This window comes from Chryseobacterium sp. MEBOG06, from assembly GCF_021869765.1.
Lineage (GTDB): Bacteria > Bacteroidota > Bacteroidia > Flavobacteriales > Weeksellaceae > Chryseobacterium.
The window spans coordinates 2,501,151-2,526,454 of record NZ_CP084580.1; the positions used below are offsets into that span (position 1 = coordinate 2,501,151).

20 protein-coding genes are annotated in these 25,304 nt (G+C 37.7%); 12 read left to right on the forward strand and 8 right to left on the reverse strand.

Translation table 11 applies throughout. The annotated features are described in order from the left end of the window. Window positions 1-90: 90 nt before the first annotated feature. From LF887_RS11445 to LF887_RS11460, 4 genes are all read right to left on the reverse strand, one after another. Window positions 91-2,514 (reverse strand): GNAT family N-acetyltransferase, encoded by a 2,424-nt coding sequence (locus LF887_RS11445; RefSeq protein WP_236859317.1) that lies wholly within the window; start codon window positions 2,512-2,514, stop codon window positions 91-93. Then, window positions 2,492-4,009 (reverse strand): pyridoxal phosphate-dependent decarboxylase family protein, encoded by a 1,518-nt coding sequence (locus tag LF887_RS11450; RefSeq protein WP_236859319.1) that lies wholly within the window; start codon window positions 4,007-4,009, stop codon window positions 2,492-2,494. Before LF887_RS11450 ends, LF887_RS11445 begins: the two co-directional genes overlap by 23 nt. Before the next feature lie 207 nt (window positions 4,010-4,216). Then, window positions 4,217-6,448, reverse strand: a complete 2,232-nt coding sequence (locus tag LF887_RS11455) for a TonB-dependent receptor (RefSeq protein ID WP_236859320.1) — start codon at window positions 6,446-6,448, stop codon at window positions 4,217-4,219. Window positions 6,449-6,740: 292 nt separating this feature from the next. Further along, complete coding sequence (locus LF887_RS11460; RefSeq protein WP_236859321.1) at window positions 6,741-8,228, reverse strand: PLP-dependent aminotransferase family protein; 1,488 nt, start codon at window positions 8,226-8,228, stop codon at window positions 6,741-6,743. A 66-nt stretch (window positions 8,229-8,294) separates the two neighbouring features. On the opposite strand from LF887_RS11460, the gene LF887_RS11465 reads away from it, so the two are divergent. From LF887_RS11465 to bioA, 5 genes are all read left to right on the forward strand, one after another. Next, window positions 8,295-8,918 (forward strand): hypothetical protein, encoded by a 624-nt coding sequence (locus LF887_RS11465; protein ID WP_236859322.1) that lies wholly within the window; start codon window positions 8,295-8,297, stop codon window positions 8,916-8,918. Beyond that, window positions 8,911-10,020 carry an aminotransferase class I/II-fold pyridoxal phosphate-dependent enzyme gene (locus LF887_RS11470; RefSeq protein ID WP_236859323.1) on the forward strand — a complete coding sequence of 370 codons (1,110 nt, stop codon included), beginning with the start codon at window positions 8,911-8,913 and terminating at the stop codon, window positions 10,018-10,020. Before LF887_RS11465 ends, LF887_RS11470 begins: the two co-directional genes overlap by 8 nt. A gap of 95 nt (window positions 10,021-10,115) precedes the next feature. Then, window positions 10,116-10,727 (forward strand): dethiobiotin synthase, encoded by a 612-nt coding sequence (gene bioD, locus LF887_RS11475; protein ID WP_236859324.1) that lies wholly within the window; start codon window positions 10,116-10,118, stop codon window positions 10,725-10,727. 2 nt (window positions 10,728-10,729) lie between these two features. After that, window positions 10,730-11,713, forward strand: coding sequence for a biotin synthase BioB (gene bioB, locus LF887_RS11480; protein WP_236859325.1), 984 nt, complete (start codon window positions 10,730-10,732; stop codon window positions 11,711-11,713). Between the two features lie 258 nt (window positions 11,714-11,971). Then, window positions 11,972-13,261, forward strand: coding sequence for an adenosylmethionine--8-amino-7-oxononanoate transaminase (gene bioA, locus LF887_RS11485; RefSeq protein WP_236859326.1), 1,290 nt, complete (start codon window positions 11,972-11,974; stop codon window positions 13,259-13,261). 78 nt (window positions 13,262-13,339) lie between these two features. On the opposite strand, the gene LF887_RS11490 is transcribed toward bioA, so the two are convergent. Together LF887_RS11490 and LF887_RS11495 are read right to left on the reverse strand one after the other, a co-directional pair. Next, window positions 13,340-13,891 carry a hypothetical protein gene (locus tag LF887_RS11490; protein ID WP_236859327.1) on the reverse strand — a complete coding sequence of 184 codons (552 nt, stop codon included), beginning with the start codon at window positions 13,889-13,891 and terminating at the stop codon, window positions 13,340-13,342. A gap of 138 nt (window positions 13,892-14,029) precedes the next feature. Then, entirely contained in the window at window positions 14,030-14,338 is a 309-nt protein-coding gene (locus tag LF887_RS11495; RefSeq protein WP_236859328.1) for a winged helix-turn-helix transcriptional regulator, read from the reverse strand. A gap of 94 nt (window positions 14,339-14,432) precedes the next feature. Between LF887_RS11495 and LF887_RS11500 the strand changes: the two genes are divergently transcribed. Together LF887_RS11500 and LF887_RS11505 are read left to right on the forward strand one after the other, a co-directional pair. Further along, a complete protein-coding gene (locus tag LF887_RS11500; RefSeq protein ID WP_236859329.1) occupies window positions 14,433-14,849 on the forward strand; it encodes an MBL fold metallo-hydrolase in 417 nt (138 codons plus the stop codon). A gap of 163 nt (window positions 14,850-15,012) precedes the next feature. Further along, on the forward strand, window positions 15,013-15,198 hold the full coding sequence (locus LF887_RS11505; protein ID WP_236859330.1) for a hypothetical protein: 186 nt from the start codon (window positions 15,013-15,015) through the stop codon (window positions 15,196-15,198). A 175-nt stretch (window positions 15,199-15,373) separates the two neighbouring features. Here the strand turns inward: LF887_RS11505 and LF887_RS11510 are convergent, their stop codons facing one another. Continuing rightward, the gene (locus LF887_RS11510) at window positions 15,374-16,579 is read right to left on the reverse strand and encodes a CynX/NimT family MFS transporter (RefSeq protein ID WP_236859331.1); all 1,206 of its coding nucleotides are present in this window, start codon (window positions 16,577-16,579) and stop codon (window positions 15,374-15,376) included. A gap of 70 nt (window positions 16,580-16,649) precedes the next feature. Here LF887_RS11510 and LF887_RS11515 point away from each other — a divergent pair, with 70 nt between their 5' ends. Beyond that, the gene (locus LF887_RS11515) at window positions 16,650-17,432 is read left to right on the forward strand and encodes a helix-turn-helix domain-containing protein (protein WP_236859332.1); all 783 of its coding nucleotides are present in this window, start codon (window positions 16,650-16,652) and stop codon (window positions 17,430-17,432) included. Window positions 17,433-17,951: 519 nt separating this feature from the next. Next, window positions 17,952-18,560, forward strand: a complete 609-nt coding sequence (locus tag LF887_RS11520; protein ID WP_236859333.1) for a hypothetical protein — start codon at window positions 17,952-17,954, stop codon at window positions 18,558-18,560. A 126-nt stretch (window positions 18,561-18,686) separates the two neighbouring features. Here the strand turns inward: LF887_RS11520 and LF887_RS11525 are convergent, their stop codons facing one another. Next, entirely contained in the window at window positions 18,687-19,280 is a 594-nt protein-coding gene (locus LF887_RS11525; protein WP_236859334.1) for a LysE family transporter, read from the reverse strand. Between the two features lie 83 nt (window positions 19,281-19,363). Here LF887_RS11525 and LF887_RS11530 point away from each other — a divergent pair, with 83 nt between their 5' ends. The 3 genes from LF887_RS11530 (at window position 19,364) to LF887_RS11540 (ending at window position 25,302) form a co-directional block, all read left to right on the forward strand. Beyond that, window positions 19,364-20,275: a LysR family transcriptional regulator gene (locus LF887_RS11530; protein ID WP_236859335.1), complete on the forward strand. Its 912-nt coding sequence runs from the start codon at window positions 19,364-19,366 to the stop codon at window positions 20,273-20,275. A 57-nt stretch (window positions 20,276-20,332) separates the two neighbouring features. After that, window positions 20,333-20,695 (forward strand): hypothetical protein, encoded by a 363-nt coding sequence (locus LF887_RS11535; RefSeq protein WP_236859336.1) that lies wholly within the window; start codon window positions 20,333-20,335, stop codon window positions 20,693-20,695. 269 nt (window positions 20,696-20,964) lie between these two features. Continuing rightward, complete coding sequence (locus LF887_RS11540) at window positions 20,965-25,302, forward strand: CusA/CzcA family heavy metal efflux RND transporter (protein WP_236859337.1); 4,338 nt, start codon at window positions 20,965-20,967, stop codon at window positions 25,300-25,302. Window positions 25,303-25,304 lie beyond the last annotated feature (2 nt).

Genomic DNA, 25,304 nt, shown 5'->3' on the forward strand with positions numbered 1-25,304 from the left:
TCGACTCTTTTCATGTAATTTTTTTGATTACAGTCAGGCTGAACAGAGTCGAAGCCTGATCATTATTTTTTTGAAAGCCTTTTCAATCAATTATGCATTATTTGCCTCCAATTTACTTTCCGGGCATTTTTCCCAGTAATTTTCACGGGTGCAGAAAGTAAGATAAGCTGTTTTATGAGGCATGGTAATGATTCCTTCTCTTGTATACCCTAGCTTGGTGATCAGCCTGTCAGTAGGAACAGCCTCTACAGAAGCTTCACCAATGCATTTTCCAACTTCCGGAAGAGAGAAAATATAATCTAACGCCACCTGGAAGGATTCAAAAGAATATTTTTTATCCTTATGGGTTTCTGCAACAAAGAAGTGGGTTCCGTAATCTGTAGGAAGGGAATCATAATAAGCCCCTACAATGTCTCTCATTGGCCAGTAAGGCTCAAAGCTGAACTGTGGTATACCGTTTATTTCTCCGATAAAGCTGTGTTGCTCATCACTTGGAAGAATTGTTCTGAACCAAAGTTCGAGATCTCTTTTCGGACCATCCATTTTCCAGTAAGGTTTTGCGTGTTCCATATTGAACCATTCATGGATCATTTCAAAATCATTTTCAATATCGAAAGGCCTGATGCTGATGGTTAGATTTTCATCCTCAAAATGACGGGAATACACGGTTTCAGTTGTAGAAGGCTTAATCAACTGATGACTGTAGAAATATTTGGTAAGAGGGTTAGGCGTATCAAGAAAAACAGCCGGATATTCCAGAGACTCATCTGCCTCATTGATATTCTGTAAGCTGGTGATCAGATTTCCTTTAGTATACCAGTTTCTTTTGTTGGTAATATAGCTTACCAGCCCTGTTTCGTCTTCATTTTCAAGCTCTTTGAAGGCTTTGTATACCAGGTTGATCAATTTTTTCTCATCCGCTAACCTGTTGCATCCTAAAGCGTTAACCACTCCTAAGATATTGTTGGTGACCAGATAATAAGTGTACTTTGGTGCAAGAGATTCTTCATCGATAATCGATTGACTTTCATCTGCTATTCCCGGAAGAGCGTCGGAAACCAGTTCTTTTCTTCCTTCTCTGAAGAAGAATCCCTGATTGTCTCTGAAGTAAATTTTCGCAGGAAATCCGTTTTTATCAAGCTCTATCATTACATTTTGCTGGTGGAATTCACAGGCAAGTCCGTAAGTATTCAGGATTCTTACAATAGGTCTTACACAAAGGTGAAGATATTGTTTAAACCATTCTACAGCAATCTTTTCTACAGATTGGCCCAGTTTTTCAGCGGTAGTTGTAATAATGTTTTGTAGTCTTGAAGGTTTTCCAAGAATTCCGTCCTGGCATAAAGCAGCTAAAAGAGTTACATTTTTATTTTTGTTCTCTCCCTGAAAAGGATTTCTTCTGATGCTGATATTGAATCCGTTGATGACCTTTCCATTAAAGGTAACAGCCATAAAAGCGGGATCAACCATAAAGTCTATTTCCGGAAAATCTCTCTGTAGATTGGTACCCCAATCTGTCTTCAGAAGCCTGCTGATATCATAACCGCGATGAAGTTCCGGGTACAGATTGATCCTCTCAGAGTTGGTGATTTTTACATGCAGAGAAAACTTAAACATCCATTTGTTGTCTTCACTGTATACCGTTCTTACCGAGGAAGTAGGAGTGAAGTATTCTCCGTAATGTCCCAGTGCAAAAAGGACGCCCTGTTCCTCCATAATCTGTACATTTTCCTGACCTAGCAGATAATCAGCTTCCCAAGGGTGCATAGGTAGAATATGATATTCAGGATGCTGATCCCAAAGTTTCTTGTGCTCAGGATTTAGAACCGGATAGATTTTTTCACCAAGTTCTTTGCTTACAAGCTCTCCGTCGGCATTTTTTTCAATCATATTTTCCGGATTCACAAGGAAATAAAATAATTGAAATCTTCCGGAAGTCTCAGGAGAATACTTCAATAGGTCTTCACCGTTAAACCCCTGTTTCGATTTTGGAACCGGATGAAGAATATGTCCTAAAATAAGAGACTGCTCAGCTTCAATGAAAGACATTTCCAAATCATTGATCGGCTTTTTCGTATGTATCGAATGATAGAGATATTCCGTCAGATTGTCAATACTGTTATTTAATCTTTCCAGAACATTGGAAGCATCGATGCCCGGATGAAGCTCTTTTGAATATTCTGCCGTAAGAGTCATAAAGCCGTAAACATTCAATTCTGAAACTTCGTCCGTATTCAGATCTCTCATCAATACCGGAAAATCAAAAAGGTGTCTTCCGCTCTCAGAAAAATAGGCAACAGGAATATAAACGTCACATCCTATAGAAGAAAAGTCGATTCTGATGTGAAGATTCGTTGGCGTTTCTTTAAGATAGGCAGAGATTGCTTCATCATATTTAGGAATACCAAGGTAACGGCTCCAGTTTGTAAATTCTTTCATGTAGCAGTTGATAAGCGACGTGTAGTTTATCTTTTCTGCGTATTCTGATATATTAGTTGACTTCAATGTATTCATTTCCGTATTTTTTAATGATGTTAAGTATAGATTTAATGTCTTCAATGGTGGTAAGAGGATTAAGGATGGTAAACTTCAGATAAAACTGTCCGTTTACTTTAGTTCCTGCCGTAAGTGCATTTCCGTGTTTATAGAGTTGTGATTTGATGTATGTATTGATCCTGTTCAGGTCAAAAGTTTTAAAGGGGTCTGCAGAATAACGGAAAACTAATGCTGAAATATCAGAAGAGTTTAGAAGTTCAAAATGAGGGTCATTTTCCAGAGCTTCAACTGCTTCACAGGCAGTCTTGATAATCCTGTCTATATAAGTTCCCAGTCCTTTTTTACCAATAATTCTCAGGGTGAACCAAAGTTTCAGTGCGTCAAATCGTCTTGTGGTCTGGATCGATTTATTAACCTGGTTGGGAATTTCATCTTCATCATGATCCTTAGGATTCAGATAGTCAGCATAATGGGTGATAAGTCTGAAATAGTTTTTATCCTTTACCAAAAATCCGCTGCTGCTTACCGGCTGGAAAAAAGCTTTATGATAATCTACTGTTACAGAATCTGCTTCTTCAATTCCATTGATCAGATGACGGTGCTTTTCTGTCAAAAGCAATGCACATCCGTAGGCTGCATCTACATGAAACCAGAGATTATGTTTTTTGGCGATCCCTGCGATACTGATCAGAGGATCTACATTTCCAAAATCCGTAGTTCCGGCAGTGGCTACAACGGCGATAGGAATGTTTCCGTTTTCAATTTCCTTTCTTATTGCATCTTCCAGCAATACACTGTTCATCCTGAAAGAACGATCTGTTTTTATTTTAATAACAGCCTGTTCGCCAAGACCTAACATGGACGCGCTTTTCTGAATACTGAAATGAGCGGCTTCAGAAACAAAAATCCTGAATCGGTGTGCTTCTATAGGAAGTCCGTCTTTCTTAATGTTATGATTTAAATATTTAACAGAAAAATGATCTCTTGCCAAAAGCATTCCCATCAGATTGCTTTGAGAGCCTCCGCTGGTAAAGATTCCGTCTGAATATTGATCAAAACCTATCTCACTGCAGGTCCATTCAATAAGTTTCTGTTCCATCAGAGTTCCTCCGGCACTCTGATCCCAGGTATCCAGGGAAGAATTGATGGAGCTGATCATTGCTTCTGCTGCAACAGCAGGTATCACTACCGGACAATTGAGGTGGGCTACATATTTAGGATGATGGAAGGCAACTGCGTGTTGTGTATAGAGATCGTTTACCTCATCAAACAGCTCTTCGTAGCTTATAGGAGGAGAATTAAGGTCTATATATTCAAACTGCTTCCTCAGCTCTTTGGGCGAAACACCACTGAAAGGCCGGCGGGTATCCTCTAAAAATGCAATGACACTCTGCTGTGTTCTATGCATCGCACTCTGATATTCGTGAATGTTTATATCACAGAATAAATTTTCCAGATTTGGGAAAAGAGTATCCTTTTCCGACACAATCTGCTCGGTAATAGCTGTATTCATAGATAAGGTGAATTAGTGTTCTTTTACTCTCTAATGGTAAATTTTGATGTATGAATTTAAAAACTGATATACTTTAAACCACTGTGTCAAATTCTTGATCTTCATCCCTTAAAAGATTTTTGTTTGATAAGGTTTTTATAAATTTTGACTTCGTCAAATATTTGATTTGTGGCTTAAAATAGATCAAAATAGTAATATGATAAGAAATTAATAATTAATCGTGTAACCTACAGAAAACGTTGTTCCGCGGCCCTGATAAGCAAATGCTTTCTGAGGAGCACCATAGAAAAATTCTGAACGCTGCCCCCAAATGGTTGTATATTGCTTATTGAAAATATTCTGTACCCCGAAGTTGATGGTTCCCTTATTGAGTTTTACATCTCCTACAAAATCAAACAGGGTATAGCCGTTGATTTTCATGTCTGCCAGATCTGTGTAGTTCATTGAGTTTTGCATTTGTAATCTCAGTGAGAATCTTTTCGCATTCCAACCTGTGAAAACCATGAACTTGGAAGGGTTGGTGGTATATACGGACTGATTTTGCCAGCCTTTATCTACTGTTTGGGTTTCAGACTGCATAAGCAGAAGATTTCCTCCCAATTCAAGTCCCTGAGCAAAACGGTATCCTACCGCTCCTTCAAAACCGTAATTTCTGAGCTTCTGATCAAGAAGAGAAACCGTAAATGCGGCATTATCTATTTTTAAAGTTTTACTGGATAGCGCATAGAAAAAAGAGCCCTGTGCGTATAATCCAGCCTCAGACGTTCTGTTATGTCTGAACCCGAGCTCTATCTGGTCTGTCTTGATTCCGCTTAACGGCTGTTCGGCGATATTCATACTGTTTAAAAGATTCCAGCGGTTATTGTCCAGCTGATATTTTCCAAAACCATAAGATTTTGCAGCATCCGGAACCGCAAACCCTTGTGAAAAGCTAAACCAGGTCTGCCATGCAGGAGTGAATTTATAAAGTAAACTTCCATTCAGCAGCGTAACGTCGTAATTGTTTTTTCCTCCTTTTACAACATCTGCGGAATTTCCATATCCGAAATGCATATAAACCTGCTCTTTAAATCCAACAAAATCATCAAGCTTTACATTGATGAACTGCTGTCTTACCCCTCCGGATAAAGTAAGCTGTTTTGTAATGTTCCAGTCAGCCTGAATAAAACCTGCCAGAGTGAATATTCTGGTATCCGGATATCTTCCTACAAAAGCATCTGCTTTATTGATCAGTCCACCGGATTCACTGCTTATTTTTGGATTGAAAATTGCCTGATCACCGTTGAAATTTTCAAAATCTAAATCTGTTCCGTAAGTAAAATTAAAAGCGTTCCATTTTTTTGACAAAACAGCTTTGGCTCCGTATACATCAGTATTTCCTCTTCCTGAAGAAAGAAATACCGGAAGAACAACACCTGCCGGAGGCTTTGGAATCTCTGCAAAAGAAGCCCCGAAATCAGCTTCCTCACGTCTTCCGTAAGCCTGAACAAGTAAATTGTGACCTCCTAAAATATTACGCAGACTATACTGTAAATTAGCCATGAAACGCTCTGTACGGGGTACTACATCAGAATCAGCCCCTCCAAGTACATTGATAAGATCCGGATTTTTAGTGGTAAATCCAGCGAAGCCAGAACCAAAAGAAAGCCATTTTTTATTTCTGACCTTTGAGTTATAATATTGAAGATCTACACTTATATCCTGATCAGGACTTAATTTGACACTCAGGCTTCCTAAAAGATCAATAGATCTGTTGTACTGATAGTCAGCCTGTTTCACATCCGTAATGATTTGATTTCCATCCGCGTCAAAAGCACCTTCATTTTGAGTGAAGGCAGCTCCGAGTCTGAATTTTACCTTATCACTTCCACCTTCAATTGACTGTGCAATTCTTTTATCCAGATCATCTTTATTAAAACCTGTTTTAAGCCCCGCAGAAGTTTCGAAAGCCAGTTTATTTGAGGTTGGTTTTTTGGTGATAATGTTGATGATCCCTCCCGTAGAATCTCCACCGTAGATGGCCGATGCACCGGATAAAACCTCAATTCTTTCGATATTAAAAGGATCTATTGCGTCAAACTGTCTGCTGGCAGCTCTGGTACTGTTCAGTGAAACCCCGTTGAGCATTACCAAAACATTTCTTCCTCTCATATTCTGAGCATAATTGGTCCTTCCCTGATTTCCAAAATCAAAACCGGGAATCATATTTCCCAATACCTCTTTCAACCCGGCACCGCCTCTGATTTGTGTCTGGAGTTCTTTTTCCCCAATGATCCAGACCGTTCCCGGAATATCGCTGATTTGTTTCGGAGAACGTGAAGATACCAGAATAACTTCGTTAATATCTTTTGTGGTAATACTGTCCTGCTTGCTTTGAGCAGAAGTATGTGCAGTAAGGGCAGTCAGTAGAATGACTGAAAGTGCAAATTGTCGTTTCATTTATTTAGAACAATTAAAAATAGTGGAGTAAATATAGAATATTATTGAGTAAAAAATAACCATGATTTTTATCACATATTTCAAACCAATGTGAGTACGGCGATAATAAGTCACAAACAGAAGACCTCTTTTATCAAGATTTATGCGGTACAATTAATTTTTTTCAAGTCTCAAAATGAGACAAAAATAAATGTAACGAACTTCAGAATTAACGAAAATGTAATATTAAGAAGGGTAGAAAAGGCTAAAAAAGCATCAAAATGAAGACTAAAGAAATCCCCAAAATGATAAGCTAGGCAAACCATTTTGAATTTTTTGAAAAAATCTCAACACTTTTTTCCATTTCACCGGCATTAAGATCTCCAAATCCTAATCTCATGGCAGTCAGGTTTTTATTCTGATAAAGCAGCGTTTTTGGAATAAAAAGATTCTCACTGGCACAATTGCGGCTGAGCTGCATCAGGTTGACAGGAATATTCCATTCCAGCCAGATGGCCAGACCTCCGGAAGGTTTTTGAAAAGAAATGAAATCACCTAAGTTTTCCTGTAGTAAATTGCTGAGATAATCCCGTCTTTCCTGATATACCTTTAATGATTTTTTCAGATAACGATTTATTTCTCCTTCAGAAATCATTTCGCCAAGGGCCCTTTCCATCAGAATATCTCCTTGTCTGTCGATGATTCCAAGATATTTCCTCATTTCTGCCATCAGATTTTCAGGTGCTACAATAAAGCCGGTTCTGAAGCCTGGAGCCAATGATTTTCCGAAAGATCCTATATAGATAACCATTCCATTGGTATCTGCACTCGCTAGAGGGAGAATCGGGCTTTTATCATAATGAAATTCATAATCATAATCGTCTTCAAGAATGATAAATCCATATTCATGGGCAAGCTCCAGAAGTTCCAGTCTTCTTTGGGCACTTAGGGCAACAGTAGTAGGATAGTGGTGGTGGGGAGTAAGATAAAGCATCCTTATCTTCTGCTTTTTGCACGCTTCCCGTACATTTTCTACAATAATTCCCTCTTCATCTATAGGAATTGAGACCATATTAACACCCGCTTTCATGAAGATCATATTCACCGAAAAGTAACTTAATGCTCCTACGAGAACTACGTCACCGGGAGAAAGAAGGATTTCGGAAACAATATAAATACTCATTTCTGTACTTCTGGTGATCAATAGGTTATTTTTAGAAATAGGTAGTCCACGTGATAAATTCAGGTATCTGGATAAATGTTCTTTGAAAAATTCACTTCCATCATGGTTGTAATGGCCGGATATTTTTTGATGAGATTTACGCTTAAGAATAGAGCTGTAAAACCGGGAGTGCTGTCCGATCTGAGTGAGCCTGATATCCGGTACCCCGTCATTAAATACAAATTCGCAGTCTGAATGTTCAAACGGATTATCAAGGATATTTGATGTTTTAAATGAAAAACCAGTGTTTTTTGGATAGTTTTGAAGGTTGTTTTGTTCAAAGTCATGAACTTTAACAGGTTTTTCCTGTTCTTTTCCAATGATGAACGTTCCTTTATTCGGCAGACTCTCCGTCCAGCCCTGAGCTGATAATTCATCATATACTGCCACTGCTGTATTTCTATGAATATCGAGCATATCACTGAATGTACGTGTCCCGGGAAGCTTCGTTGCAAAGGGTAAAACGCCTCTCTGAATGGCATTAACCAGCTGATTGGCTATCTGCAGATAAATTGACGTTTCAGATGTTCTGTCAATTTTTATAAAACTTTCATAAGGAATTCTAACCGGACTATCCATAATATCAAAACTGGCACCATGTAACCATCCGGCAATATACTACTTTTGACATCAAAATAAAAGTCTATGGAATTTCAACACCTCTTAGAAAAGATTGTGCAGGAAGGGAGCACTCATGCAAAATGGCTGAATACGCTTTCTTTTATGGAAAATGCCGGAGCCAGAAAAATATCAAAATGTGAACATCCGGTTCTGGTAACCCAGATTCAGTTGAAGCACGCTGCAGAAGAACATCGTCATGCCTATTATTTAAAAAAACAGATTGGAAAAATAGATGAAGAACTTTGCAAAACATACGAAAGTCAGGAACTTCTTGCTCCTACAGCTACTCGTCAATATCTTCATTCTTTAGATGTCAAGGCCTGCAGATATCTTCAAAAGGCCTTCCAGCTGAATAAGGAAGATTTAAAATATGCGGCCTACCTTTTTGTAACCTATGCCATCGAAGTGCGTGCTGATGAATTATATCCCGTGTATCAGGATGTTTTGACCAAAGAATCTTCAAAAATCATGGTAAAATCTATAATTCTCGAAGAAGAAGGCCATCTGGAAGAAATGATCAATCAGCTTAATGAATTTTCAGCAGACTGGAAAAGCCATGCAGATCATATTCTGACCATTGAAAAAGAATTGCACGAACAATGGATCAATGCGATTAAAGAGGAGGTAACTCAATTCAATTATGCTTAATACCATTGAAAATTTCCAAATATCTCTTGATAAACGGAAAGAACAGGGCATATTAAGGAGTTTAAAGGTTCAGCCAGCGGGAATAGATTTTTATTCTAATGATTATCTGGGATTGGCCAGAAATAAAGATCTTCAGAATGTATTGCTTCGAAAAGTTACGGAGAATCCTCACTGGCTTTCAGGAAGTACAGGTTCAAGGCTGATTAGTGGAAATAGCATTACAGCGGGGCTTACGGAAAAGTTTATCGCTGACCAGCATCAGTTTCCGGCTGCTTTACTTTTTCCGTCCGGTTATAACGCGAATCTGGCTTTGTTTTCTACTCTGCCCGGCCGTCATGATACGATCATCGTGGATGAGCAGATTCACCGTTCTGTACATGATGGGTGCAGATTATCAAATGCCAGAAAATTAAAGTTCAGACATAATGATCCCGAAGACCTGGAAAGCAAATTGAAAAGACAGAAAGGACATTGTTACATTGCTATTGAGAGCCTTTATTCGATGGAAGGAGATTTTGCTCCTGTTTCAGAAATGGCTTCACTTGCTAAGACATATGGAGCAAGTCTGATTGTAGATGAAGCTCATGCTTTTGGCATTTTCGGATATGGATTGATCGATCAATATCAGCTTCAGGAACAGATTGCAGCAGTTGTTGTGACCTACGGAAAAGCATTGGGATCACATGGGGCTGTTATACTTTGTAATGAAGTGATCAAGTCATACCTGGTCAATTTTGCATCATCTTTCATTTACAGTACTTCTGCGCATGATTTTCAATGGATGAGCATTAAAGCCGGATATGAATTTTTAGAATCTGATAAAGAGCCGTCAGAAACGCTTCAGAAAAATATTAAAACATTTCGGAATCAGAATTTGGGATCTCCGTCTTCAAAAAAAAGTCCTGTTCAGGCAATTATGATCCCGGATAACCAGAAGCTGAAAGAAGTACAAAATGCTTTATCGGAAGAAAATTTTTTAACATATCCAATTTACAGCCCGACCGTAAAAGAAGGGACTGAAAGACTTAGAATATGCCTTCATAGCTTCAATACAGAGGATGAAATTGTAAGACTCACTAAGATTATTGGCAAATTTATTTAAAGTAATAAGACAAATAAAAAAGAGGAAGAACGGATTTGCTTTTTTAAGAATATCGCATAAATCCCGAAACTTGGATCATACATTACGTACCCCATATGAAATTATTTATAACAGGAATAGGAACTGAAATAGGAAAAACCGTTTGTTCGGCTGTTTTGGTTCAATACTTTAAAGCAGATTACTGGAAACCTGTACAGTCAGGAGATCTTCATTATACAGACAGTCACAAGCTTGAAGCCTGGACAGACAGTACAAAATGCTATCCGGAAACCTGTCGTCTGAAATTGGCGGCATCTCCTCATCAATCTGCACGGGCAGAAAATGTACAGATCAATCTTGATGATTTTCAGCTTCCTGAGACAGATCGCCCTTTGATTGTAGAAGGAGCCGGAGGCTTGATGGTTCCACTTTCTGATAACAGCTTCATGATTGATTTGATAGAAAAATTAAATCTTCCTGCTGGGCTTGTTGTGAGGGATTATTTAGGATGTATCAATCACAGTTTGCTGTCAATCATGGCTTTAAGGCAAAGGAATATAAAATTAGAATATCTGATTCTTAATGGAAGCTTTCCTGAGGACACTGAAAGAGTGATCTGCGGCTTCATTGGAAAAGAAACAAAAATAATCAGGATTCCCGAAGTTGAAAGCACTGATAAAAAATATATAAAAGCTGCTGCAAAGCAATTAACAATAACAAAATTATGATAATGGATCAAAAAACAGAAATTAGGAATAACTGGACCAAAGAAGAGATTGAGGAAATTTACCATTTACCTCTTATGGAATTGATTTATAAAGCAGCCACTGTACACAGGGAATGGCATGATCCTTCTGAAGTACAGATTTCCACCTTATTATCAATCAAAACCGGAGGATGTCCGGAAGACTGTTCTTATTGCGGACAGGCTGCCAGATATCATACTAATATTAAAGTACAGGCTTTGCTGCCTACAGAAACTGTAATTGCACACGCTCAAAAAGCTAAGGATAGCGGCTCATCCCGTTTCTGTATGGCAGCAGCATGGCGTGAAGTCCGTAATAATCGTGATTTTGACAGGGTAATTGATATGGTAAAAGGAGTGAATGAATTAGGTTTGGAAGTATGCTGTACTCTGGGAATGCTTACCGAAGAGCAGGCTGTAAGGCTTCAGGAGGCTGGATTATATGCCTACAACCATAACCTTGATACTTCGGAACAATATTATGAAGAAATCATTTCCACCAGAACATTCGATAACAGAATCAATACGATCAACAATGTACGAAAAGCAGGAATCACAGTATGCTCCGGAGGAATTATCGGATTGGGAGAAACGCACAGAGACAGAATTTCAATGCTTTTAACCCTGGCAACGATGCCCAGACACCCGGAATCTGTTCCCATCAATGCATTGGCAAGGGTAGAAGGTACCCCATTGGAAGATAATGAAAAAGTAGATGCCTGGGAAATGGTAAGAATGATTGCTACAGCAAGAATTGTAATGCCTTCTTCTATGGTAAGACTAAGTGCCGGACGAATTGAAATGAATGAAACGGAACAGGCATGGTGCTTTATGGCAGGGGCCAATTCTATTTTCACCGGTGAAAGAGAAACGTTGTTGGTGACTCCTAACCCGGGAGTTTCTGAAGATATGCAGATGCTGAATACTCTTGGTCTTAAGCCAATGATGAAAAAAGAAGTTTGCTGCTAGATAATCAGGAATTATAAATAATAAATTATGGGTTTTTGGATTTTAATCATGAGTATTTTAAAATGTATTGTGAGTTTGCTGTTGAGATTGTTATTCTGTTAATCTGTAGATTAACTTCCTGATTCTTTAACACAGTTTCTCGTGAAATAATAAGATCGGACAGTATAATATTCGTCTAAAAAGGCATTTGCTTGAGTAAACAATTTATTACTATTTCAGATTAAGATCCAAAACTCATAATACATTTTAGATCAACATATGAATACAATAATATCAACCAGTCTTCAGGACAGAGATAAAGCCGTCAACTGGCATCCGTACACCCAAATGAAGACTGCAGACAGTATCATTCCTATTGTACGAGGAAAAGGAATCTACCTTTATGACGAAGAAGGGAAAAAATATATGGATGTGGTTTCTTCATGGTGGGTGACTTTACATGGGCATTCCCATCCTTATATTGCACAACGTGTTTTCGAACAGTTAAACACGGTAGAGCAGGTTATTTTTGCAGGTTTTACCCATAAGCCTGCGGTGCAGCTTTCGGAAAACTTACTGAAGTTGCTGCCGGCTAACCAGGAAAAAGTTTTTTATTCTGATAATGGTTCTACCGCCGTGGAAGTGGCTTTGAAAATGTGTATTCAATATGCTCACAATCATGAAAAAAAGAAGACTAAAATTCTGGCTTTTAAAAACGCGTATCATGGAGATACTTTCGGAGCTATGTCTGTAAGTGGGAAAAGTTATTGGACGCAGCCTTTTGAAAGTATGCTGTTTGAAGTCATCTTTATTGACATCCCCAATGCGGAGAATATAGAAAGCTTACGATTTCAGATTAAAGAATTAGCCGATGAAGTGGCTTGTATTATTTATGAGCCTTTAGTTCAGGGAGCAGCCGGTATGCTGATGTATGAGGCAGAAAATCTGAATAGTCTGATGAGAATATGCAGAGAATATGATATTCTCATGATTCAGGATGAAGTTTTTACAGGATTTGGAAGAACAGGAAAGTTATTTGCCGCCAATCATCTTAGTGAAAAACCGGATATTATGTGTTTTTCAAAAGGATTAACAGGAGGAACAATGCCAATGGGAGTCACTACCTGTTCCAATGGTATTTATAATGCCTTTCTGTCTGATGACCATCATAAAACCCTTTTTCACGGGCATTCTTTTACCGCTAACCCCTTAGCCTGTACAGCTGCTCTGGCCAGTATGGAAATATTACTTAAAGAAGAAACCCAAATGACTGTACAGCGAATTACTGAACAGCACGCTGAGTTTGTAAAAGTTCTTTCTTTCCATCCTCAGGTAGAAAATGCCCGCCAGATAGGAACTATTTTGGCTTTTGATTTTAAAACCGGACACGGAACCTCTTATTTTAATGAGATTGGAAAGAAACTTTATCATGAATTTTTACAGAGAGGAATTATTATGCGTCCACTGGGTAATGTATTGTATCTGGTGCCTCCTTACTGTATTTCTGCTGAAGAATTAGATTTTGTTTATCAGAATATTCTGGAGGTTTTGGATCAATTCAGGGATTGAATTAATCATTAACATTACTAAACCTTATAGGCTTCAAAAGCCTGTAAGGTTTGGTAATGTAACTTTTAGCAGAAGCTTTTAGAGCTCAAGCTCGGCGGTTTTTAAAATTCTCAACAATTCCTTTAATTCTTCTCTATTATATTCAATTAAATTCTGACTGTAATTGTTTGAAGGCATTTTTATATAATTAGCCCGATTGTTTAGGCTTTCATGATAAACACTTCCGAATTCAATATTATTTCTTGTGACGAACTTATACTTGGCTTCAATATTCGTTTTTTCATTCTCTTTTTGTTCTAAAGTCTGAAGTGACTGAATTAATTTACCCAGCTCGTTTTTATCAATTGTAAGCGTTTTCCTTGAAATTTCATCAAATGTTTCATATTCATACATGATTCCAAGAAGGCTTTCTGATGAATTATCAGAGACATCTTTCGTTACAATTTTCTGAATATTTAAGTTCTTAAACTTGCCTAAAGGAGTTGTTCGTTTTTCAATTAATGTACTTTTTCTTGTATTGATGGCAAGTCCATTAGAAGTTGTTGAAGATCTGGAAATAGGAGGAGGTGGAATCTGTGCTATAGCTGAAGAGCAAAAGACACCGAAAATTAAAATAATAATTTTTTTCATTTACAGAATAATTTGGGTTATAATTTTTATTACAATAGAGATTAATATTCTATTTTAGTCTAAATATATAAAACTTCATCAAATTTTAGAAAATGTTCCTCCAATAAAAAGCGGATTTAACAACTCTGAAAAATACTATCATAAGCTAAGTTCGTTTCCCCATGAATGCAGTTCGGATAGTATAGAGCCAGGTTTCTTTCCTTTTTCTGTCAGTTTATAATAAACTTCCGGAGGAAAATTATAGACTTCAGTCCGTTGGATAATATAATCCTCTTCCAGTTGTTTTAACTGTTCGGAAAGGACTTTTTTGGAAACTCTGGGCATTTTTATCCATAGTTCTGTAAAACGTACTGTTTCTTCTTCAAAAAGATTGTGTAAAATCAATGGCTTCCACTTTCCTGAAAGGATATCCAGGCTCTTTCTTAGGCCGCAGTTTTCAAAATTCATAAGATACTTGAATATATATATGATTAACCTTTTGGTAACCTTCTATTGTTTTACCGCAGTCCCGCAATAGTTTTGCAGTACAAATGTAAACAAAATGAAACTACAATTATGGCGTAATGCTACACTGCTATTGAATATCAACGGAATTTCCATATTAGTAGACCCTATGCTCGGAGAAAAAGGCGTGCTGGGTCCATTTCCTATGACGGATAATGAATTGCTAAATCCTTTAATAGATTTTCCGTTCAGTCAGGAAGAATTAATCAAAAAACTTCGGTCAATAGATGCCGTTGTGATTACCCATCTCCATCCTGATCATTGGGACTCAAAGGCTATAGAGCTTATTGGTAAAAACGTGCCAGTTTTATGTCCTGATATTATCGCAGATCAGATTACCCAGCAGGGGTTTCAAAATACGGTGCCTGTCAATACATCTATTCATTGGGATAATATTGAAATCTTTAAGACAAAAGGACAGCATGGTACAGGAGAGATTGGTGAGAAAATGTGAAAAGTAAATGGATTTGTTTTTAAAACAGAAGCTAAAACAGTTTATATTGTCGGAGACAGTATCTGGAATAAAGAAATAGCAGATGAAATCCACAAACACAAGCCTGACCAAATTATTGTAGCAGGCGGAGCAGCTTCTTTTTCAGTGGGTGACCCCTATTATCATGACCGCTAAAGATATTATTGAAGTCTGCAAATATTCTCCTGAAGCTACAATATGGGTAACCCAACTGAAAGCGTTAAGCCATTGCAAAGAAGACAGAAATTATATTCAGAATAAAATCAACGAAAAAGGATTTGAGAAGAGGTGTTTTATATTAAAAGATGGTGAAGAAGTTGTTCTTTTATAATTGGGACATAAGTGGCTTGCAAGTATTAAAATTACTTAAAGTATCAAAGCAAATAATGATAGAACTTCGGTTCTATCATTATTATTTATAGTTTAAAATTATTTATAAGAATGTTATAAATGCTAGTGATGTACAATTGATTTTGTTAGTGAATTAGTGGATAAAATATGAAATTTTAATCCTCCACACATTTATTTCTCGCAGCCTTCATTCCAAAGAAAAACATCAGCAATACTGCAGTACTCATAAAATAAAATGAACTGTTCCAGGAAGTATCCCAATCATGAAGTTTACCAAATACAGGAGGTCCAAATGCTGCAATCAGATAACCTACAGACTGTGCCATTCCGGAGATTTTTACGGCATTGATGCTGCTTTTCGTTCTTGTAGAAAAGAACAGAATAGATAAACTGAAAGACAAGCCATTGGCAATGCCTATGATAACGGCATTTACATAGATCCATTCTGATTTCATGAATGCAAACATCATTGTACTTATAAACATTAAAGCACATACAAAAACAATCATTAATCTCTGGTCTTTCATTTTGCTTGCAATGATCGGGCAGCAGAAGGTCACCGGGATCATTGTAATCTGAATCACAAAGAAAACCCATCCTGAGCTCTCACTTTCCATATGATAATCCGCAAGGAATGACGGAAGCCAGGCAACGAGGCAATAGTAGAATAAAGACTGCAGCCCCATGAAAATACTGATATTCCAGGCCTGAGAGGATTTAAACATATTAAAATCTGAAGTGCTGAGTGCAGCCTTTTGCTGATGAGTATTCTTTCTGTTGAAGATGAATTCCAGAATCAGAACCAGAAATGCCAAAGCGGCAATCACCAGCCAGATTCCCAGTGAACCACGCCATCCAAACCCCGTCCATTCTCCTATCTTCACACTGAAACCTGAAGCTAAAGCAGCGGTAAGATTCATTGATACCGCAAAAATACCCGTCATCAGGCCAATCTGCTTTGGGAAATTGTTTTTAACATATCCGGGAGTGACTACATTTCCTATACATATTCCCAGGCCAATGAATATAGAACCCAGAAATAACAGCCAAAGAGAACCTGTAATACGGAGAAACAATCCAAAACTCAAAATAATCAACGAATACATTAAAAGTTTACTGATTCCCAGCTTACCGGAAAATCTGCTTACCAAAACAGAGCACACGGCAAACATAAAGAGTGGAATAGAGGTTAGCAAACTGACCTGAAAATTATCCAGCTTCAGTGTATCTCTCACCTCTCCAAGTACCGGAGCTACAGCAACAATAGGAGAGCGCAGATTACTGGAAATAAGGATAACTACCAGAACATTAATGATTAATAAAACATAGGAAGCATTCTTTTTTACTTCATTCTTCATCATGATAAAACTTTTGCACAAAATTAATATAGTAATTTTGTTTAATTTTGCCAAAGTTTTAACCTGAAACGACATGAATGCCAACGACAGTATAGAGATAGATGAACTGAGTAAACCTTATTTTGTATGGTTTGAAGAAAACTGGATCCATGATGATATTCTTCACCAGCATCAGAAAGGTCAGCTGGTCTATGTAGAAAGTGGTTTCCAGTACATAACCATTGAAGAAAAGATCTATCTTCTTCCACAGAATCATGCCGTATGGATTCCGTCGAATACTATTCATAAAACCAATTCACATTCTGAAAAGATCAAGCTGATGATCATGTTTGCCGATACGGAAGGCAGCAATCCTTTTTATGATGAAGTAAATGTGTTTTCTGTTCCTCCGGTGCTGAGGGAAATGATAAAATATGCTGAAAAGTGGTCAAAATTATTTATAAAAGATCACGATGAAACCTTGTTTTTAAAGGCTCTTTTTAATGAACTTCCTCATTTTGTAGAGCATTCCCTGAAACTCCATATCTGCCTTCCCAAAGATAAACGTCTCACTAAAGTCATTGAACATCTTCATCACTATTATCGTGAAGAGATCAGAATAGAGGAACTAAGCGACACAGCACTATTATCTTTGCGTACCCTGGAGCGAATCTTCAAAAAGGAAACAGGATTAACATTGATTAAATACCAGCAAATGCTCCGTATCATCAAAAGTCTCGAACTTCTGAGTTCCGGCAGTTTTACGATTTCGGAAACGGCATATGAAGTGGGGTACAAGAGTGTCCAGGCTTACACCAGAAGTTTTCAGTCCGTTATGCAGTTCCGGCCCACAGATTTTGTTAAAAATATTAAATAAATTTAGAATTAAAAAGAAGACTTATAACAAAATTAAAGGTTCTTTATTGACTTGTATTAGGGCCTTCGCCTTATATTATCAATTCTGATATTTCACTTTAAATATTTCCATATAATCATTAAAATTTAAATTATAGCATTAATCAAATAAAAAGGCCCCCAGTGATGGAGACCTTAAAAAAACACAAATGATGAAAAAAAATTATTTCGATTCACAAATATAAGTAAAAATTACATTATGTATTGCATTATAAGCGTATTTTTTTAAATATTATTTATTTTAATTAAAAATAATCATCCTTCAAGTGATATTCATTTTCTTTGATTTTTCGAAAATATGCTCTGTAATCATTCTAAGGTAGAAAACACTAGTATTATTCATGGTTTTTATCTTTCTGTAGAAAAATATTTACATGTTTAATTTGTAAGAGTAAAAAATAAACATTATTAAATCCGTTATTTGTGACTCCGCTCATATAAAGATCCCGGAAATTTTCGTTTATTTGTCTTAAAACGGCCTATGAAACCCAAGCAGATAGAAGGTGTTCCAGAACAAAAATCCGGTGGATTTCACGATACCGAAAGTAAAAAGCAATTTGAGCATCATCTTATTTCTCAGAAATTTGAGATTCTGAAAAAACGGTTTTTTTCTGTCAATGAATGGGGAAATTATGGCGGAGAAGCTTTTGCTGCTTTTAAGCTTTATGATGATAAAGGCAATGCGGTAGAGCGGGAACCTCAAAAAGGAGATTTTGTGAGAATCAATATTCCCGGTCCGGGAGAAACAGAAGCAGAAGGATATGACTGGGTAGAAATTACAGATCTCTGTTTTTGTCAGGATACCATTTCCGAAAATATCATGATGACCTGCAGGCCTTCCCGTGATCCTGAGCATGGCCAAAACAAGCATATTGCTCATTTTTACAGCTCCGAAGCCAGTTCTACTTTTATGATCTGCAGAAGTTCAACCCATTTGAAAGCCGCAGTATATGGCAGAAATGAATCTCCCAATTTTGATGCCCAGTTCATTGATGTTGTCAGAAATATGATGGTAGCCGCAGGAGGAATTGTGGGAATAGCCAAAATTCAGTGGAAAGAGCTGACCGATGGCTTTCTGGATATAAACTGAAAAAAACTCTTTTTGACCTAAATCAAAGTTTTGAAAAAAATCAGACTTTGATTGTATTCAGTTTTTCCGGCATGTTGTTTCTATTCAAGAGACCATAATTCATGATAGAGTCTGGTAGTTTCCTGATTATAAAAACAGGCTTACTGCACAATACAGCAGAAGTACTCCCATCACGGTATTGACTATTTTGTAATGTTGATTTAAAAACTGATGAAGCCTCTGTCCAGCCACTGCCCATATCCAGGTTGCGGAGTTTCCGATAGAAGAAAGAAGAAAAGCAAAAATCAGAATGATCCACAGCTCACTGAATTGAGGAAAGATAAAACTGCTGAATGCTGTTATTCCGTAAATGATAATTTTAACATTGACTAACTGCAATAGAAATCCTTTCCAAAAATCCTGGGTCGTTTCCGATGGCTTTTTCCCATTTTCAAGATCAATTTCTGCCGGTTTTCCGGAGATTACAGACCATGCGAGATAAACAAGATAAACTGCTCCTACATATTTCAGATAATTCAGAAGGAAACCATAAGAACTCAAAAGCAAACCTGTAAATATGGCTGCCAGTATCATCACAACTGTAAATCCGGAATATATTCCTAATAATAATTTTTTACTGTTTTTATAACCCGATTTCATGGTGCTGTTTAATGCCAGGATATTATTGGGCCCGGGAAGAAGCGCTGTAAGAACAGTGTAAATAAAAAATGAAAACCACATATCTTTTTTTTGACAAAATTAATGAGCTTAAATACTTCAGTCAATCGGAATTATTTATACTTTTACTTCGAAAAATTTAAAGTATGGACATTCACCAGCTCAGAAGTTTTAAAACGATAGTGGAAAAAGGTAATTTTCAGGACGCTGCAAAAGAGCTCAACTATTCTTTATCTGCCATCAGTTATCAGATTCAACAGCTTGAAAATGAGGTTAAATTTCCTTTATTTGAAAAAATAGGAAGAAGGATGATGCCTACAGCCCAATCTCTGAAGCTGATCCCGCATATCAAAAAAATAGAAGAGGAAATAGAACAGATCAGACAACTGAATTCAAAAGACAGAAAGGTAGAAGGAGATCTTACTATTTCAGCCTCTGACAGTTTACTGACTTATATCCTGCAGCCTGTTCTAAAAGAATTTATTGAAACAGCGCCTGGTGTAAAATTAAAGCTAAAGGTTAGAAACTGCTATGAAGTACAGAAAGAGATCATCCGGAATAATGTTGATCTGGGAATTCATTATCAGGTAAATGGATATGATGATCAGATTAAAGTAACCGAACTGTCCTCATTTACTGTAGGAGTGATGGCGTCACCGGTATTTTCAGAACAGGAAAAGAATTTCGACAGAAAAGATCAGACAAAATCATGCTCCATTATTAATAATGATCCCAATGGTGTTTATCAGCAGTATTTTGACGAGTATCTTAAAAAAAAGAATATCAGAACCGGACAAAGCATTGAACTCTGGAGCATCGAAGCGATCAAAAAAAGTATAATGAATAACCTGGGAATAGCCTGCCTGCCACATTTTGTAGTTGCAGAAGAACTTAAAAAAGGGGAGATAACGGAGCTCAACATCAAAGGATTTCAGCGTACCATTACCATGATTAGTGCTCATCATTGTAATAAATGGATCAGTCCTGCTATGGAGCTCTTTTTGAAAATTCTTAACAGGCAAATGGCTTATGAACCCGTTCAATGCTCTTTAAATTAAAAAAAATTAATACTGAAGAACTTTTCAGGGAAAAATTTAAGCCCTATATTTGCAGTAATGATAAAATGGTTCTCCATACTATGCTCGATGATGTATGTGCTGGCTACCACCAATGCGGGGGAAGTACTTAAGGTGCCTATGTTTGTGGAGCATTTTATAGAATATCATGGGACCTTATCAGAATTTGTCATGGAACACTATGACAATCACCAAAAAGATGCCGACTGGGATTCTGATCAGAAGTTACCTTTTATTAATCCACCTATTGTCCTTACAGTACATGCGCAGCTTCCTGAACTTACGTTCGAAATAAAGAAACCTAAAGAAGTTGCTGTTCCTCAGAAAAACAGTATTTATAAGGAAAAAGATTTCTCAAACCTTTATCTTTCCACAATTTTTCAGCCTCCACGGCTTTCTTAATCTGATTCTTAATTGAAAATTAATGCTTTACGTTTTTACTTAAAGCAGTGAATCCTTGTTACATATCAACTGATTCGTTGTGTATTGTAAACACTGTTTATGCTCCGGCCACAAAAGCTTTGCTCGAAGATATGAAGACTTTTTCAAGTTTGTATTTTGTGAATTTGAAATGCCTTTTAAGTACACTTTTACTATTCCGGCTTTTACGATCAAAAAAAGTTCAAACAGTTTTTATAAAACATTTCGGGTTATCAATTAATAGTTTTTTCATGTTAAATAAAATTATTGAGTTTTCTGTAAAGAATAAACTCATCATTGCCCTGTTTACAGGAGGTCTCATCCTTCTTGGTATATATGAGACCACCCAACTCCCTATTGATGCTCAGCCTGACATTACCAATAACCAGGTTCAGATCATTACGACAGCTCCTTCTTACGGGGCTGCAGACATAGAACGTCTGGTAACGTTTCCTATTGAACAGTCCACGAGCAATATCAGCGGAATTACGGAGCTCCGAAGTCTTTCACGGTTCGGGCTTTCTTTGGTGACTGTAGTTTTTGATGATAAAACAGATGTATACTGGGCCCGCCAGCAGGTTCAGGAACGTCTGCAGCTCGTTCAGGATAATATTCCCGAAGGTATTGGAAAACCGGAGCTGGGGCCTATCTCTACCGGATTGGGAGAAATCTTCCAGTATGTCGTAAGAGCGAAAAAGGGATACGAAAATGTGTATGACGAGACAGAGCTCAGAACCATTCAGGACTGGGTGGTAAGACGTCAGCTGCTGGGAACTAAAGGAGTGGCGGATGTCAGCAGTTTCGGAGGAAAGCTGAAACAGTATGAGATCGCTATCAATCCCAACAAACTTCAGGCATTCAACATCAATATCAACGATGTTTTTGCTGCTTTGGAAAAGAATAATCAGAATACGGGAGGCGCTTATATTGAGAAAAAAGAAACCGTTCTTTTTATCCGAAGTGAAGGGCTTTTGGGAAGTACTGAGGATATTGGAGGTATTCAGGTGGCTGAAACGAAGGAGGGTATTCCTGTTCATATCAAAGACGTAGCTTCTGTAAAGATTGGGTTTGCTACACGATATGGGGCAATGACCTATAACGATACAGGCGAAGTTTCAGGAGCTATTGTTCTGATGCTTAAAGGCGAAAACGCCAATGAAGTGATTGGAAACATCAAGCAGAGACTTGAAAAGATACAGGAATCTTTACCGGAGGGCGTTGTGATTGAACCTTTCCTTGACCGTGCCAAAATGGTAAACAATACGATAAGTACGGTAAAGACCAACCTTATGGAAGGGGCTTTGATCGTCGTTTTTATTCTGGTATTATTCCTCGGAAATTTCAGAGCAGGTTTATTAGTGGCTTCCGTGATTCCTTTGGCAATGCTTTTTGCCATTATCATGATGAATATCTTTAGAGTAGGAGGGAATCTGATGAGCCTCGGAGCTTTAGATTTCGGTCTTATTGTGGATGGTGCTGTTATTATTGTAGAAGCCGTTCTGCACCAGTTAGCCCATAAAAAGCATTTTGGAAAAGACAATATGCTCAGTAAAAAAGAAATGGATGAACAGGTTTCCGGTTCTGCAACGAAAATGGTCAACAGTGCTGTTTTTGGACAGATTATTATCCTGATCGTATATCTTCCGATTTTTACCCTTCAGGGGATTGAGGGTAAAATGTTTAAACCGATGGCACAGACCGTGGCATTTGCACTGATAGGAGCCTTTATTCTTTCCCTTACATATATTCCAATGATGAGTTCTCTGGTGCTGAGCAGAAAGAAAAAAGAAAAAGAAAATATTTCAGACAGGGTGATGGGGAAAGTAGAAATAGGCCATCAGAAGCTCCTCATGAAGGCACTTAAATTCCGAAAAACCATTATCATCAGTGTACTGGTTCTTTTTGCAGGAGCCGTTTATACTTTATCTAAAATGGGAGGTGAATTTATTCCTTCTCTTGAGGAGGGTGATTTCGCAGTTGAAATGAGAGTACTTCAGGGAAGTAATATTAACGAAACGAAAAAAATAACCACACAGGCTTCAGGTATTCTTTTAAAGCAGTTTCCGGAAATACAAAAGATAGTTGTGAAGATCGGTAGTGCAGAAATCCCTACAGAACCTATGCCTATGGATGCAGGAGATATGATTATTGTTTTAAAACCTAAAAAAGAATGGACTTCCGCAAAATCCTTCCCGGAGCTTTCTGATAAAATGAGCAAAGCTTTAACGGTTATTCCCGGACTAACAACCAGTTTTCAGTTCCCTGTGCAGATGCGTTTCAATGAGCTGATGACCGGAGCAAGACAGGATGTGGTTTGTAAAATCTATGGTGAAGATCTGGACAGCCTTACAGTATATGCCAAAAAGCTGGGAAGCATCATCAACACGGTGAAAGGGGCCCAGGATCTTTATATAGAACCGGTGGTAGGAGCGCCCCAGGTGGTGATTGATTATAACCGTTCAGAATTATCGCGTCATAATATCTCTGTAGCAGAGATCAACAGGGTCATTAATATGGCTTTTGCAGGGCAGACTGCAGGTGCTTTGTATGAGGGTGAGAAAAAGTTTGATATCGTTGTCAGAATGGATAATGAATACAAGAAGGACCTTACAAGCATTCAGAATCTATTAGTGCCCACTGCTTCAGGAGAGCAGATTCCATTATCTCAGCTGGCTAAAGTAGAGCTTAAAAACAGTCCGAATCAGATTCAGAGAGAAGATACCAAAAGAAGAATTATTGTCGGTTTTAATGCGAGAGGAAAAGATGTACAGACCATTGTAGAAGAGCTTCAGCACAAAGTGGGTAAAAACCTTAAATTCTCTCCCGGATATACCATTTCTTATGGGGGTACATTTGAAAATTTAAATCAGGCAAAATCAAGATTGGGAGTTGCCGTTCCTATTTCTCTGGTTATGATTTTCTTACTGTTATTCTTTGCTTTTGGTTCAGTGAAACATAGTTTACTGATCTATACCGCTATTCCTTTATCAGCCATTGGCGGGGTGTATTTTCTTGCTTTAAGAGGAATGCCTTTCAGTATCAGTGCAGGGGTAGGATTCATTGCTTTGTTTGGTGTTGCTGTACTTAATGGAATAGTTTTGATATCGGAATTTAACAGATTGAAAAACAATGGATTAAAGAATACGAGCAGAATAGTTTTAATGGGAACAAGAATAAGACTTCGCCCGGTTTTAATGACTGCTTTTGTAGCATCTTTAGGATTTTTGCCGATGGCACTGAGCAACGGTGCGGGTGCTGAAGTACAAAGGCCATTAGCTACCGTAGTTATTGGAGGTCTCATGCTGGCAACCCTTTTAACCCTATTTGTACTGCCTATTCTCTACGTCTTGTTTGAACATATTAATAAAGATAAAATGAAATTTTCTAAAAAACTCAACTATAAAAAACTGTCTGTTTTTCTGGTTTTACTTTCTTTTGGAAGCTTTAAGGCTCAGGAAAATATTACCTATGAGAAAGCTTTGGAAAAAGCTTTTCAACAGAACGGAACCCTTAAAAATTCAAAACTAATCTCTGAATATCAGGAAAAACTGAAAGCCAGCTATCTGGATATTCCCCAGCTGGAAGTTACCGGAGGATTCGGGCAGATTCAGGGCGAAGAGACGGATAATTCATTCGGGATCTCCCAAAGATTCAGCTTTCCTACCGTATATTCAAAAAGAAAGCAGATGCTCAATGCAGAGTGGACGGCAAGTGTGATTAGCCAAAACCTGACAAAAACTCAGCTTACCAAAGAAGTGACGGATGTTTTCTACAGGACTTTAGTCCTTTTGGAAAAGAAAAAAATATTGGAATACATCAGCAAGCTTTACAATAATTTTGCTGAAAAAGCTGCTTTAAGGCTAAAAAAAGGAGAAGCCAATATTTTGGAGGAATCTACCGCCGAAATTCAAAAAGAACAGATAAAAGTACAATTAAGCAGCCTTGAAAATGATCTTAATGTAGCAAAACTTCAGCTTCAGCTTCTCTTGCAGTCTGAAAATCCTTACCAGCCTGTAGCAGATAAACCGATAATAGATGTTGCCCTTCAGATTTCTGAGGATAAAGTAAAGCAGCATCCGGAGCTTCAGTATCTTCAGCAGCAGATCAAGGTGGGAGAAGCCGAAGTACAGCTGGAAAAAAGCAGATTGCTTCCAGATCTTCTTGTAGGATATACCAATCAGAGTATGAAAAACATCAACAATAACCGTTTCAATTCGGTTCAGGTGGGTGTTGGAATCCCTTTGTTTACAAAAGGCCAGAGGGCAATGGCAAAAGCTGCACAGGCAAAAATTGCCATCACAGAAAATCAGTACCATCGAAAAGAAATTGAACTCAAAAACAGACTGGGGCAGCAGATCAGTAATTATGTAAATCAACAGAGAATCATTGAGAATTATGAGCAAAAACAGCTTCCAAAGTCCGAAACAATCTTAAAAACAGCTCAAAAACAGATGGAAGTGGGAGAGATTGATTATCTGAACTGGGTAATACTGGTGAATCAGGCTGTAAAAACAAAAGCAGACTATATTGACCAGCTGGAAAGACTTAATCAGATCGGAGCGGAACTTAATTTCTTAATTTCAAAATAACA